Source organism: Chthoniobacterales bacterium, assembly GCA_039930045.1.
Classification (GTDB): Bacteria; Verrucomicrobiota; Verrucomicrobiia; order Chthoniobacterales; family DASVRZ01; genus DASVRZ01.
The window spans coordinates 26,681-40,093 of record JBDSQB010000015.1; the positions used below are offsets into that span (position 1 = coordinate 26,681).

13 protein-coding genes are annotated in these 13,413 nt (G+C 59.2%); 11 read left to right on the forward strand and 2 right to left on the reverse strand.

The window, feature by feature from the left end; genetic code table 11:
* Positions 1 to 4: 4 nt before the first annotated feature.
* On the reverse strand, positions 5 to 859 hold the full coding sequence (locus ABIT76_11230; protein MEO7933719.1) for a D-alanyl-D-alanine carboxypeptidase family protein: 855 nt from the start codon (positions 857 to 859) through the stop codon (positions 5 to 7).
* A 133-nt stretch (positions 860 to 992) separates the two neighbouring features.
* Here ABIT76_11230 and ABIT76_11235 point away from each other — a divergent pair, with 133 nt between their 5' ends.
* From ABIT76_11235 to ABIT76_11280, 10 genes are all read left to right on the forward strand, one after another.
* The gene (locus ABIT76_11235) at positions 993 to 1,169 is read left to right on the forward strand and encodes a ubiquitin-like protein UBact (protein ID MEO7933720.1); all 177 of its coding nucleotides are present in this window, start codon (positions 993 to 995) and stop codon (positions 1,167 to 1,169) included.
* Positions 1,170 to 1,967, forward strand: coding sequence for a proteasome subunit alpha (locus ABIT76_11240; protein ID MEO7933721.1), 798 nt, complete (start codon positions 1,170 to 1,172; stop codon positions 1,965 to 1,967). It abuts the gene before it with no gap.
* Positions 1,964 to 2,737 carry a hypothetical protein gene (locus ABIT76_11245; protein ID MEO7933722.1) on the forward strand — a complete coding sequence of 258 codons (774 nt, stop codon included), beginning with the start codon at positions 1,964 to 1,966 and terminating at the stop codon, positions 2,735 to 2,737. Before ABIT76_11240 ends, ABIT76_11245 begins: the two co-directional genes overlap by 4 nt.
* A gap of 35 nt (positions 2,738 to 2,772) precedes the next feature.
* Entirely contained in the window at positions 2,773 to 3,447 is a 675-nt protein-coding gene (locus tag ABIT76_11250) for a peptidoglycan-binding domain-containing protein (protein MEO7933723.1), read from the forward strand.
* Between the two features lie 43 nt (positions 3,448 to 3,490).
* Positions 3,491 to 4,504: a glycosyltransferase family 4 protein gene (locus tag ABIT76_11255; GenBank protein MEO7933724.1), complete on the forward strand. Its 1,014-nt coding sequence runs from the start codon at positions 3,491 to 3,493 to the stop codon at positions 4,502 to 4,504.
* A gap of 44 nt (positions 4,505 to 4,548) precedes the next feature.
* The gene (cobA, locus tag ABIT76_11260; GenBank protein MEO7933725.1) at positions 4,549 to 6,087 is read left to right on the forward strand and encodes a uroporphyrinogen-III C-methyltransferase; all 1,539 of its coding nucleotides are present in this window, start codon (positions 4,549 to 4,551) and stop codon (positions 6,085 to 6,087) included.
* Positions 6,088 to 6,211: 124 nt separating this feature from the next.
* Complete coding sequence (gene grpE / locus ABIT76_11265; protein ID MEO7933726.1) at positions 6,212 to 7,117, forward strand: nucleotide exchange factor GrpE; 906 nt, start codon at positions 6,212 to 6,214, stop codon at positions 7,115 to 7,117.
* A gap of 33 nt (positions 7,118 to 7,150) precedes the next feature.
* Positions 7,151 to 8,716 (forward strand): Hsp70 family protein, encoded by a 1,566-nt coding sequence (locus tag ABIT76_11270; protein MEO7933727.1) that lies wholly within the window; start codon positions 7,151 to 7,153, stop codon positions 8,714 to 8,716.
* A gap of 32 nt (positions 8,717 to 8,748) precedes the next feature.
* Complete coding sequence (locus ABIT76_11275) at positions 8,749 to 10,389, forward strand: SUMF1/EgtB/PvdO family nonheme iron enzyme (GenBank protein MEO7933728.1); 1,641 nt, start codon at positions 8,749 to 8,751, stop codon at positions 10,387 to 10,389.
* Between the two features lie 149 nt (positions 10,390 to 10,538).
* Positions 10,539 to 11,807 (forward strand): adenylosuccinate synthase, encoded by a 1,269-nt coding sequence (locus ABIT76_11280; protein ID MEO7933729.1) that lies wholly within the window; start codon positions 10,539 to 10,541, stop codon positions 11,805 to 11,807.
* Here ABIT76_11280 and ABIT76_11285 read toward each other — a convergent pair.
* On the reverse strand, positions 11,804 to 12,025 hold the full coding sequence (locus tag ABIT76_11285) for a hypothetical protein (protein MEO7933730.1): 222 nt from the start codon (positions 12,023 to 12,025) through the stop codon (positions 11,804 to 11,806). The two genes, ABIT76_11280 and ABIT76_11285, sit on opposite strands and share 4 nt — an antisense overlap.
* A 99-nt stretch (positions 12,026 to 12,124) precedes the next feature.
* Between ABIT76_11285 and ABIT76_11290 the strand changes: the two genes are divergently transcribed.
* A complete protein-coding gene (locus ABIT76_11290; GenBank protein ID MEO7933731.1) occupies positions 12,125 to 13,411 on the forward strand; it encodes an AI-2E family transporter in 1,287 nt (428 codons plus the stop codon).
* The last annotated feature ends 2 nt before the right edge of the window (positions 13,412 to 13,413 follow it).

Below are 13,413 nucleotides of genomic sequence, written 5' to 3' on the forward strand. Positions count from 1 at the left end.
GCCGCTAGATTCCCAGACTCCAGGAGAGCAGGCGATAAGAATCGGACCAAACTCCGGCCTTGGTGCAGTGCATGACGACCACGATGGAATCGCGCAGCGCACTGCGTCCACTGGAGGCGAGGCAGAAGCCGGCGAGTTCGGTGTAACCCGTTTTCAGCCCGTTGCAGAGCGGGTAGGTGACGAGGAGTTTGTTGGTGTTTCTGTAAGTAACAATGCCGCGTCCGGGGCGTCGGAAATCGAGCGTTTTCATCGAGGTGATACGCCGGACCACGGGGTTGCTGTAGGCGGTGCGGGCGATGATCGCGATGTCGCGGGCGCAGGAATACTGGCCCTCGGCAGGGAGTCCGTTGGGGTTCAGAAAATGGGAATTAACCGCGCCGAGTTCGCGGGCGAGCTGGTTCATTTTTACCGCAAACGCCGGGAGCGAACCCGCGTTGTCACGAGCTAGGGCGCGGGCGCAATCGTTGCCGCTGTGGACGAGCAGCGCCTCGAGCAATGCCATGCGCGTGTAGGTTTCCCCGGCTTGCAGATAGACCTTGCTCGGCTCGCAAAGGGTGTCCGTTTCCTGAATCGTGACCGTGCGCGAAAGGTCGCCATCGCGGATGATAACGAGCGCGGTGAGCAGTTTTTGCATGCTCGCGGCGGGTTGGTGAAAGGTGGAGTTTTTCTCGTAAAGAATCGTCCCGGTGCGGGCGTCGATCACCAGCGCGCTGCGGGCGGAAACCTTCGGGGCGTTGTCGCGGGTGTTGGTCGCGGAAAATGAGCGCAGCGGCACCGAGGTCAGCTCCGCCTGCGTCTGGCCGGTGGCCGACCACAGAATGGCGAGGGCGATGAAAGTGCGAAAAAGCCGGACAAGCATGATAATCGGCGGGACTCTGCGGAAGGTTGGGCCCGCTGTCAATGCGCAGGGCTGGAGAAGTCGCAAAAACCCGCCTGAATCAGGCCGCGGCCACCTTGCCAAGAGTGCGAATGAGGTTAATTTGATTTCCATTATGCCAGACCGATTGCAAAAGCCGTTGGTTCCCATGCCGGGCGGCCCAAATCATCCCTCCGACCAAGGCCCGAAATCGCCGACCGCGCCGCGTCCCGACACTCAGGAGTTGCTCAAGCGCATGCGCAAAGTGGACCCCGAGCAATCGAAGCGTTACCGCCAGCGCACCGGGCAATAAATGTCTGACTCCGCCCAGTTTTCCGGTAGCGGCATTTCGGGCGATTTCCCGGAGGTGTTGCAGCGTTATGGAGTCACGTCGCTGCCCTCACTTTCGTTGCATGGAAAAGAATTTACCCAGACGCAGGCTACGACCATTCTCGCCATCAAATACGCGGGCGGCGTCCTTATCGCCGGTGATCGCCGCGCGACTGCCGGAAATGTGGTCGTCTATGATCGCGCCGATAAGGTTCTGGAGATCGACCGTTTCTCCGTCATGGCCATCGCGGGTGTCCCGGCGACGGCTTGGGAAATGGCGCGGGTGCTGGAGCATTCGTTTCACTTCTATCGGCGCACGCAGCTTCAGGAAATGAGCGTCGATGGCAAGGTCCGCACGCTCTCGAAATTGCTCCGCGACAACCTCGGGCTCGCTCTGCAAGGCGTCGGCGTCGTGGTGCCGATTTTCGCCGTCTATGATAAGGATGCAACTCCGGGCGAGCGCCTCTATTTTTACGACGTGATGGGTGCGCAATTCGAGGTCGCCGATTTTGCGGTCAGCGGCTCGGGGTCACCCGCCGTTCGTGCCGTGCTGAATTACGAGAATCGCTGGGGCAAAAAACCGCTCGCCGACCGCAACGAAAAGGAAGCGATCTCACTGGCCCTCCGCGCCTTGGAAACGGCCGCCGAAACGGACACTGCGACCGGTGGATTCGACCGGCGTGCGAACATTCTGCCCATTCTAAAAACCGTCACCAAACTCGGCGTGCAGACGGTCGCTGATAACGTTCTAACTCCGCTCTACAAGAAAGGCCTCGCATGACGGACGAGCCCTACCGTTACGTCGAGGCGATGGCGAATCGCCGTGAGTACGTTGAAACTCAACTCGTCGCCGCCAGCCCGGTCGTGGCCCTGAATTACAACGGCGGAATCCTCTTTCTAACCATTGCGCCGGAGCCGCAGAAAATCTTCGAGATCTACGACCGCATCGCCCTCGGAGCGATGGGGCATCCGGGCGATGTCGAACGGCTGCGGATGACGGCCATTGAAATCGCCAGCGCGGAGGGATTTACGCGTTCGCCGGCGGATGTGTCGCTGCGGCGACTTGCGAATTTTTCCTTCAGTCCGCTGCTAAAAAACACCTTCGAGCAGGTCTATGGCTCGGTCTTCATCGTGCGCCTGCTTTTCGCGGAGTTAGGTGCGACTTCGAAGACGGATTTGTTTGTCCGAGTGGACTTCGATGGAACTCTGCAAACCGGCGGCGGCGCAACGAGGAAATCCTTCGGAGTATTAGGCGGAACCACGACGGCAGAGCAGGCGATGAATCAGTTTCTCCTAACCAAAGCGAAGCCCAATCTAACCTTGGACGCCGCCCTGCAAATCGCCCTCCTCACCTGGGCTGTTGGAAGCCAGGTCGAGCCCGTTGATTCACCAGACGAGGGGAAACTGACCGAGATCCTCCGCGACGCGCTGTCCTCGAAAGTGGTCGAGGCCGCCGTTCTCGATAGAAACACTGGCAGCAAGGTGAGCTATCGGACTTTAAATGAAATGGAACTCCGCAAAACCGTGAACCGGATCACCCGAGAGCGTTGAATAAACCCCTGACTCGACGCGTCGTAAATTCTCGCATGAAAAAATATCTCCCTCTCTTGCTGCTCCCGTTTTTTTCCGTCAGTTGCCTGGCAGACGAGCAGACGCGCCAGGTGCAGGCGGCCTTGAGCGAGGCGGGTTTCTATTATGGCACTGCCGACGGCCAGATGGGCGAGGAGACGCGCGCCGCGCTGCGTCGGTTTCAGATTCGCAATGGGCTCGACGTGAGCGGCTCGATGACGCCTGAGACCCTGGCAGCGCTTAAGTTAAAGAAAAAAGAAACCCGCAGCGTCGCCTCCGAGGACGAGGCGCAGGTCGCGGCCACGGCGAAAAATCCCGATGCTTTTCTTGCGCCACAAAGCCGCCGTCCGGCTCCCACTCCGCCGCCCCGCTCACCGGTGCGCGAGTCTTTTGCCGACACCGATCTGGCGGAATCCACGTCGCGGGATCAATCCGCGACCCTGCTCAACGCCCAGCGCAAGCTCCTGCAACTCGGCTATTACAAATCCGCCCCAAATGGATTGTCCGGACCTGAGACGGAGACGGCGCTGCTCCGTTTCCAGCACGCGATGCATCTGCGGCTTACCGGCACGCTCGACTCCGACACGCGCGAGGCGCTCTTCGACACGCCGCCGCCGGTGCCGACAAAACCGTTTCGTGCGTCGAAAAATCGTCCGCCGGGCACGGTTTTACGCGGAGTCTGGGTGCAGTGATTTCCTTTCGCATTCGAGTTCGATCCTGATCTATAAACGCGGCGTGAAAATCGCGTTTTACTCGTATGCCTTTTACCCGTTGGTCGGCGGCATCGAATCTGTCTCGATGGTTCTGGCGACGGAATTTGCCCGGCTCGGGCACGAGGTTCGGGTGATCACGACGACGCCGGCGGCGGTCGAGTTGGATTCAAATCTGCCGTTTCCAGTGCTGCGGAATCCCTCGCGAAATGAACTCAGCGCCACGATTCGCTGGAGCGACGTTTACTTTCAAAACAACATCAGCCTGCCCGCGCTCTGGCCCGCACTCGTTTTCCACAAACCTTGGGTCGTGGCGCATCAGACCTGGCTGCGAGCGGTTGATGGACACGTCGATCTGGCGGCGCGGCTCAAGCTGATAACCACCCGACTCGCCTCGGCCTCGGTCTCGATCAGCCAGGCGATGGCGGATCAATTTTCGACGAAACAGGAACTGATCGGAAACTCCTACGACGCCACGGTTTTTCGCGAGATCAGCGGCATTTCGCGAGATCGGGATTTCATTTTTGTGGGCCGCCTGGTCTCGGACAAAGGCGTCGATACGCTGCTCGATGCGTTTGCGTTGCACGTCCAAAAACATCCGGAGTCGCATTTGACTGTCGTCGGCGGCGGCGATGACGAGCCGGTTTTGCGCGAACAAACCACGCGGCTGGGACTTCAGGAACGCGTCGAGTTTGCCGGCGTGAAACGCGGCGAGGAATTGACCCGGCTGCTGAACCAGCATCGCGTGCTCGTCGTCCCATCGCGCTGGGAGGAGCCGTATGGAATCGTCGCTCTGGAGGGGCTGGCCTGTGGTTGTTTGGTTGTCGGATCGGAGCGCGGCGGGCTCAAAGACGCGATCGGACCGGGTGGCCTGACGTTTCCCAATGGCGACGTGGCCGCGCTGGCGGCGGCGTTGGAGAAATCGCTGGTCACGACCCGCGACGAGGCTGCGGTGCGGGCGCACTTGGAGCGCCAGTCGCCCGCCTCGGTGGCGCAGGCGTATCTCGAAATCTTCCAACGGGTTGCCCGCCAGTCGTAATCGTTTATGTTACGCGCCGCCCAAAAACCGGCGGACATTTTTCCATGAGCAAATCCAAAAAAACTACTGGTCATTGTTTCCTCGTCGGCGCCGGACCGGGCGATCTGGGGCTGGTGACATTGCGAGCGAAGGAGGCGGTCGAACTCGGCGATGTGCTGATTTACGACTACCTCTGCAACCCGGCGATGCTCCTTTGGGCGAAGCCGGACGCGGAGAAAATCTACGTCGGCAAAAAAGCCGGAGCGCACACGCTGACTCAGGATGAAATCAATGAATTGCTCGTCAAAAAGACGGCGGCCGGACTGCAAGTAGTGCGGTTGAAGGGTGGCGATCCTTTCATTTTTGGCCGGGGAGGGGAGGAGGCGCTGGCGCTGGCCGGTGCGAAATTGTCCTTCGAGATCGTGCCCGGAGTCAGCTCGGCGATCGCCGCACCAGCTTACGCAGGCATCCCGCTGACACATCGCGGACTGGCCACGCAGGTGACGTTTTTTACGGGTCACGAGGACCCGGCGAAAACGGAGTCGAGTCTGGACTTTATGGAACTCGCCCGGCTGAAAGGGACCAAAGTCATGCTCATGGGAGTCGAACGGCTCAGCATTATCACAGGGAAATTTCTCGAAAATGGCGCGTCGCCAGAGACTCCAGTGACGCTGATTCGCTGGGGCACGACGCCGCGCCAGGAGACGCTTTCCGGCACTTTGGCCGACATCGCGGAACTGGCGGAAAAGGCGAATTTCCAGGCTCCGGCGGTCGCTGTTTTTGGCGAAGTCGCGAAACTGCGAAACGAGTTGCAGTGGTATGACAACCGCCCGCTTTACGGCAAGCGCATCGTCGTCACCCGCAGTCGCAAACAGGCCGGAGTCCTCACGAAAAGCCTCACCGACCTCGGCGCTGACGTCATCGAAATCCCCACAATTCGCACGGAGCCGCCGACGAATCTCCGGGAGTTTGCCGAGATGGTTCGCGACGCGCACACTTACGACTGGCTGATTTTCACGAGTCCGAACGCAGTCGAGGCGTTCTTTGAAATGTTTTACCGCATCTATCGGGATGCCCGGGAAATCGGCGGCACGCGCATTGCGGCGGTCGGCCCGGCCACGGCCAAAAAAATCACCGAATATCACCTCAAAGTGGACGTGCAACCGGATGAATTTGTCCCGGAAGCCATCGTTGATGCCCTGCGGAAAGAGGGCGACATCGAAAATTTGCGCGTCCTCATTCCACGAGCCGAAGTGACCCGGGAAATCCTGGCCACCATGCTGACCAAGCTCGGCGCGATCGTGGACGAGACCATCGCCTACCGGACCGTTCCGGAAACGGAGGACACCTCGGGTGCGCTGGCGAGGTTCGATGCGGGGGAGGCGGATTTGATCACCTTCACCAGTTCCTCGACCGTGGAAAACTTCCTCGCGCTGCGTCCGAAGCTTCCCAAGACTCTCAAAACTGCAAGCATCGGGCCGCAGACCACGCAAACTTTGCGAAAAGCGGGGATCGTTCCAGACATGGAGGCGGTGAAGCACGACGTGCCGGGTTTGGTCACCGTCATCCTGCGAGAGCTGGGCCAGGCGCGTTCTTCTCGATAGGAGTTTAATAATTATCGTCAAATCTGCCGAGTTGGCCCGAAAACGGCTAATACTAGAGGGCATGGTCGGCGATGACATTATCAGCTCACAAAAAAACACCCCCTCGAACTCCGAAAACGACGTCGTGATCAACGTTCCCTTTCCCTACACCCCGGAAACGGACGAACCAGTCGCGCCAACTTCGGAACCAACCCTGAAAATCGATTACACCGCGATTGAGATTCCGCCGCCGAAGAAAACGATCCCGGTTCGCCGCACGGCGCAGCAAACCCGGCTCGTGCGCCTCGAAAACAGCCTGAACGCCGACATTTCCAAACCGCCGGAAATCATTCCATCTCCGATCAAAAAAACGCCGCACGCACCGGAGCCGGAGCCGAGTGGAGATATTTCCGAGACGATTCATAAACTGGTAAAAAGCGTGGGATCGATCAGCCTCGCGACCCAGGAAAACCAGCGTCAATACGCCGCCATTGCCACTTCGCTGGAGAAACAATCAGGGGCGCTGCCGAAACTGGAGGCGCTCCAAAAACACCTCGACCACAGTCACAAAGTCGAGACGGCCAACCAGCGTCTTTTCGACGTAATGCACAGCGAGTTGAAGGGGTACAAGGACAATTTCCTCTTCGACGCCCTGCAAAAACCCGTCATTCGCGACCTGCTTGCGCTCTTCGACGACCTCTGCGGGCAAGGTCGGCGCATCGGGCGTTTTCTAAAGGAGAATGCGATGGAACCCGACTCAGCGGTGAACTGGAGCACCGAGTTGCAGTCGTCCCAGGACAACATCAACAACACCGTTTTCTTCATCATCGAAGTCCTTAATCGTCTCGACGTCATCATGATGGAGGGCGACAACACCGTCCTCGACCTGAAGCTGCACAAGGTCGTCGGCGTCGAGCCCACGAGCGATCTGGCGGAGAAAAATCAGGTCGTCCGCGTCGTGCGCCCCGGTTTCATCTGGAAAGATCGCGTTTTGCGCCCGACTGAGGTCATTATCAAAAAATACACCGCGCCGGAAGCCGACGTCGCCTAAATCCTTTCTTCAATACCTTAAAACCACACGAGTATGTCTGACACACGCAAAGCAGTAGGAATCGATTTGGGCACCACCTTTTCGGCCATCGCCCACATCGACGCCTACGGAAAACCGCAAATCATTCCCAATGCCGAGAGCGAACGCATCACGCCATCGGTGATTCTTTTCGACGGCAGTAACGCCATTGTCGGCACGCTGGCCAAGCAAAATTCCGTCGCCGAGCCGGAGAAAATCGTCGATTTCGTCAAACGCGAAATGGGCAAAAGCAAGACCGCCTTTCATCGCGAATTCGACGGGCGCACCTTCTCCGCCGAGGAACTTTCCGCGCTGATTCTCAAGAAACTCAAGATCGACGCGGAGAAATATCTCGGCGAATCCGTCACCGACGCCGTGATCACGGTCCCGGCCTATTTCAACGACGCCGAACGTCTCGCCACGATTCACGCGGGCCAGCTTGCGGGTTTCAACGTCCTGCAAATCATCAACGAGCCGACTGCCGGTTCGCTCGCCTACGGCCTCGACAAACTGGACGAGGACCAGACCGTTTTCGTCTTCGATTTGGGCGGGGGCACCTTCGACGTCACGATCATGCGGATCGAAAATCATCACATCCAGATGATCGCCACCAACGGCGACCACCGTCTCGGCGGCAAGGATTGGGACGACATCATTGTCAATCTGGTCGCGGACGAGTTTGATCGCGTTCACGGGGAAAATCCGCTGCTCGACTTGCAGAGTTATCAGGATCTCCAAAGCCGCGCGCTCGCCGCCAAAATCCAGCTTTCCAGCCGTCAGCGCACGGCGCTCGTTCACAGTTACAACGGCAAAAGCGTTAAGATCGAGCTCACCCGTCAGGACTTTGAAAACCTTTCCGGCCACCTCATCGAGAAGTGCAAATCCATCTGCGAAATCGTCATGCAGGAAGCCAAAATGAACTGGGGCCAAATCGACAAAGTCCTGCTCGTTGGCGGCATGACTCGCATGCCGATGGTCCGCGACATGATCGCCGCTCTCAGCAACGCCCCGACGGCCGACGAGGTCAGTCCCGACGAGGCCGTGTCCCTTGGCGCGGCGATTCAGGCGATTTTGCTCGTCCTCGGCGAAGAAGACACCTCCGGCCAGCACACGCTCCCGGCAGAAACGCGCCAGCAATTTTCCAATCGCGACGGCTCGCTCATCAAGGTCTCGAACATCACCTCGCACACCCTCGGAGTGGTCCTCTGGGACGACAATCGCATGGAGGAATACGTCTTCCCGATGATCAACAAAATGACCGCGATTCCGTGCGAATTGAAGAATTCCTTCGGCACCGCCACGGCCAACATGAAGAGCGTCGTCGTCCGCGTCGTCGAGGGCGAAAGCTCACTTCCCAGCGAATGCACGCCGCTCGGCACCGCCGCATTTGAGTTGCCTCCGTATCTGCCGAAAGGCTCGCCGGTGGAATTGACTTATCGCTACAACGCGAGCCAGATTCTCGAAGTCGTCGTGGATGGTTTTGGCAAGCAAAAGGTCATCGAGATTCAACGAAACATGGGGCTTTCCGAGGAGGAAATCGCCCAGGCCACAGCCAACATGTCGCTTATTCGCGTAGAATAAATCCACTCTTCGTCCCCCTTTAGAGTTTACCCATGTCGCTGCCGTCTCCACTCCCAGATGACCCCCGCAAATGGACTGGTTGGAAGAACTACAACTCGCAAAATTTCTACGAGCGTCTCTGCCTCAGCGTTGAGCAAAATCCGAGCAACGAGCTGATCGAGGATCACACCCGACAGCTCCTGGTCTGGTGGCAAAAGAAGCTCCCGCTGAAGAACCAGCCGAGCAATCCGCTCGCTCAGATCCTGCGCGACGGGCTCGATGTTGCCCCGAGTTTTCTGGCCGAGGCGCGCCTGGGACTTTGCAATCCAGTCACCCGCAAGACGATTGACGAGAGCCTTCTCGCCTCGGCGAAAACGTCGATGACGGCGGAGTTTCGCCGTGTGTTTTCCATCATCGCCGCCGGCAACGAACTGAGCGAGGACGGCGAGGCGAGTCTGCTGCGCTTCGGGCTGAAACATGGCTTTTCCGAAGAGGAAGTTGCCGCGTTGATCGGGGAGGAAATGGCCTCGCAAAACGTCACCCGCATCGTCCGGGAAGCCGCCCCGCCGCCGCCACAGGCGAGTTCCATTCCAATCTCCAGCGCCGCACCCGGTGGCAACGACCCGGTTGCCGAGTTTAAGCGTTTTCTAAAACTGAGCGGTCTCGACAGTGACAGCATGACGGACGATCAGCGCGACGCCCTCATCAACATGGCCGAAAACCTCGGTCTCAACGGCGGCGACGCCGAGGACATCGTGGACGATTACCTGGAGGAACTCGACTCGCAGCCGCAGAAGCCCGGTGCCACGGTGCCACCTCCGACGCCATTGCGCTCGCCCTCGCCCGCCCCCATCAAATCGAGTCCCGTCGCCAAACCGGGCGCGCCCGCCGCCGTCCGTCCGAATACCCCGCGCATCACCACCACCATTTCTCCGGCGGAAGAGCGCAGCAAATACCCGAATTTCACCAACACCCTCGGCCAGCAACTCCTCCTCGTCCCCTCCGGCACCTTCCTCATGGGCAGCACGGAACCCGACGCCGCGCCCAACGAAGGCCCGTGCAACAAGGTCACCGTGAGCCGCTTTTACATGAGCCGCCACCCAGCGACGTGCGCCGTTTACGAGCAATTCAGTCCGGCGCACCGGTCGAATCGCATCCCGCTCGCGGGGGATAATCACCCCGTGCTCTACGTCAGCAGCGCTGATGCGATCAAGTTTTGCCAGTGGCTCAGTCAAAAGGAACGCCGCAAGTATCGGCTGCCGACTGAGGCCGAATGGGAATACGCCGCGCGCGGCACCGACAATCGTATCTACCCTTGGGGCGACCATCTCAACAACCCAGGCGCGCTGGGCAATTTCGCGGACGCCAACACGAAGTTTTCCTGGAGCGACATGGAGGTGAACGACGGATTCGCCGAGACGTCGCCCGTCGGCCAATATCCGCGCGGAGCCAGCGCCTTCGGCATCGAAGACATGGCTGGGAACGTCTGGGAATGGTGCAACGACTACTTTGAAAACTACAAACCGAACGACCGCATAAATCCCAAGGGGCCGATGAACGGCACGAAACGCGTCTATCGCGGCGGAAGCTGGAAGTCGCGTTTCAGCAGCCTCCGGGCGACCAGCCGCAACTCGAACACGGTCGATTACCGCTGCAACGACCTCGGTTTCCGGATCGTCTGCGAGTGCGAGTAAAATTTCGCCCGCGTTTTCTGCACATTGCGCTTGCACGCCTTTCCGCGTTTCCCTAGTTTTCGCCAAGTCCCGATGTGCCGAAGAGGCCGCCGGGACTGTTTCGCGTTTTAGGACCGGGGACAGCAGCTCAACATTACTCTCTAACTCACATGGCAAATACAATTCTCGTCGGCGCTCAATGGGGCGACGAAGGCAAAGGCAAAATCATCGATTTCCTCACCGAGGACGCCGACATCGTCGTTCGCAGCCAGGGCGGCAACAACGCTGGCCACACCGTTGTCCTCGGCGAAACGAAATACATTCTCCACCTCATTCCCTCGGGTATCCTGCGCCGCGAAAAAGTCTGCGTCATCGGCAACGGCGTCGTCATCGATCCTGTTGCGCTCGTCAAGGAACTCGATGGACTCGCCGAAAAAGGCATGGCCGTCGATGGCAATCTCCTCATCAGCGACTGCGCCCACCTCGTTTTCCCGTATCACCGCCTTATCGACGAGCAGAGGGAAGTTTTGAAGGGCAAAAACAAAATCGGCACCACCAAGCGCGGCATCGGGCCGGCCTACGGTGACAAGGCCGCCCGCGTCGGACTCCGTATTTGCGATCTCATGCAGCCCGAGGTCTTTGCGGAAAAGCTGGCCCTCCGCATTGAGGAAAACAATCAGGTCCTCAAGGCACTCGGCGCGGCCACAGTCGAGTTCCAGTCGATTCTCGACACCTACCTCGCCGCCGCCGAGCGGTTGCGTCCGTTCGTCGCCAACACCGTCGTTTACCTCCACGAAGCCATTCGCGCGGGTAAAGACATCCTCTTCGAGGGCGCTCAGGGCACCTTCCTCGACCTCGACCACGGCACCTATCCCTACGTCACGAGTTCCAACACCACCGCTGGCGGCGCCTGCACCGGCTCCGGCGTGCCCCCGCATCGCATGGACCGCGTTTTCGGCGTCATGAAAGCCTACATGACCCGCGTCGGCGAAGGCCCATTTCCCTCGGAGTCGGCTGAAGTTTCCGATCTTCTCCACGGCATGGGCCGTGAATACGGCTCCACCACCGGACGCGCCCGCCGCTGCGGCTGGTTCGACGCCGTGGCCACGCGCTACGCCACCATGATCAACGGCATCGACGAACTCGCTGTCACCAATCTCGACGGCCTCGACACCGTCGAAACGCTCCATATTTGCTGCGGCTACCTCTACCAGGGCGAAATTCTCCAGGTGCCGCCCTCCGACGTTTTCCAATTGGGAATCTGCGAGCCCGTTTATGAATCCATGCCCGGCTGGAAATGCTCCACCGAGAACGTGAAATCCTTCGCCGAACTCCCCATCGAGGCGCAAAATTATCTTAACCGCATCGCCGAATTGACCGACGCCCGCCTCAGCATCGTCAGCGTCGGCCCGAGCCGCGCGCAGACGTTCGTGCTTTAGCGCGGTTTGTGGGGTGGTGTCGGGGATGGCGTCGGCGTCGCAGTAGCGATGGCGGTCGATTGGCTGTCCCCGGGCACTTCATTGTTGCCAACTGGACCGCCGTTGGCCGCGTCACCGGTGGTTTGCCCGCCCGCAAACTTTGGAGTGGGGGACGGATCGACCGCGAAGGCTGCTGATACGAATGAAAGTCCGATGGCAAGTGCGAGGAGCGTCTTCATATTCCTGAAACGATCTACCCGAGCCGCGCGGTCTTATCGATCGCACGGAGTTAAAGGAGGATTGCGTTTCCACGGCTGGGCTGGTTTAGTGTGCGCCCTATGGATTATCCGACGCCCTACCAGAAAAAAACCCTCTGGGCGGCCCTGACTGGACTCGCGATGTTATCCATCGGCGCGATGGTCGTTCTGGGAATCTGGGTCACGGGACGCACGCTTTCGTTTCTCCAGCCGCTGCTCTTTCCCGTCGCCGCCGCCGGAGTCATGGCCTATCTGCTCGACCCGGTGGTGGTGTGGATGGTGCGTCATCGGATTCCTCGTTTCCGGGCGGTGATAATGGTGTTTGCACTGGTGACGCTCGCGAGTGTGGCGATGCTCCTCTGGCTGGTGCCGACGATTTATTCGCAGACGATCCGCCTCGGTAGCGCAGTGCCCGTTTACGCCGCAAAAGCCCGCGTGATGCTCGATTACGAAATCAAACGCTACGGCAACAAGCTGCCAAACTTCGGCCCCTTCAAACGCGCTACTCCCGAGCCGACCCAATCCACTCCGACTTCGATCCCACTCACGCCATTGGCTCCGCTGGTGCCGCTGAATGTGGTGACGACGCCCCCGGCTCCCGATGAATTGGAAATCGAGGCGGCAAAAGATCCCTACAAAGTCCTTTTCGGCCCGAACGCCCAGGCATGGATTCAGCAGCAAGTGCCTGAGATTTCCGCGAAAGCCTGGAGCATCGTCAGGGGCAGCATTGGCGGTTTCGTGGGCATTTTTGGGTTCACCGTCGGGCTGTTCATCATCCCGGTTTACCTGTTTTTCTTTCTCGCGGAGACGGACAATATTGCGAAAAACTGGACCGGCTTCCTGCCGTTGCGCGACTCGAAGTTTAAGGACGAGGTGGTGATCGTCATCGGCCAGATCAACGACTACATCATCGCGTTTTTTCGAGGCCAGTTGCTGGTCAGCATCATCGACGGCCTGCTTGTCGGCACAGCACTGCTCCTCATGGGACTACCGTTTGCCTTGCTCATCGGGTTGATGGTCTGCTTCCTCTGCATCATCCCGTATCTCGGCGTGGTCATTTGCTGGATTCCGGCGGTGATCATTGCTGCGGTGGAGTTTAAGGACTGGCAGCATCCGCTCGCTGTGACTGCGATTTTTATCGCGGTACAACAGATCGAGGGCTTCTTTGTCGCGCCGAAAATCATCGGCAACTCCGTGGGCTTGCACCCGATGACGATCATCATCTCGGTCTTTGCCTGGAGCTTGCTGCTGGGCGGTTTGCTCGGCGCGCTGCTGGCGATTCCATTGACGGCCACGCTGAAGGTTTTGCTCAGCCGCTACGTCTGGCAGCGTCAAAGCGCCGAGGCCATTTTGCTCTTCACCGAGTAGCT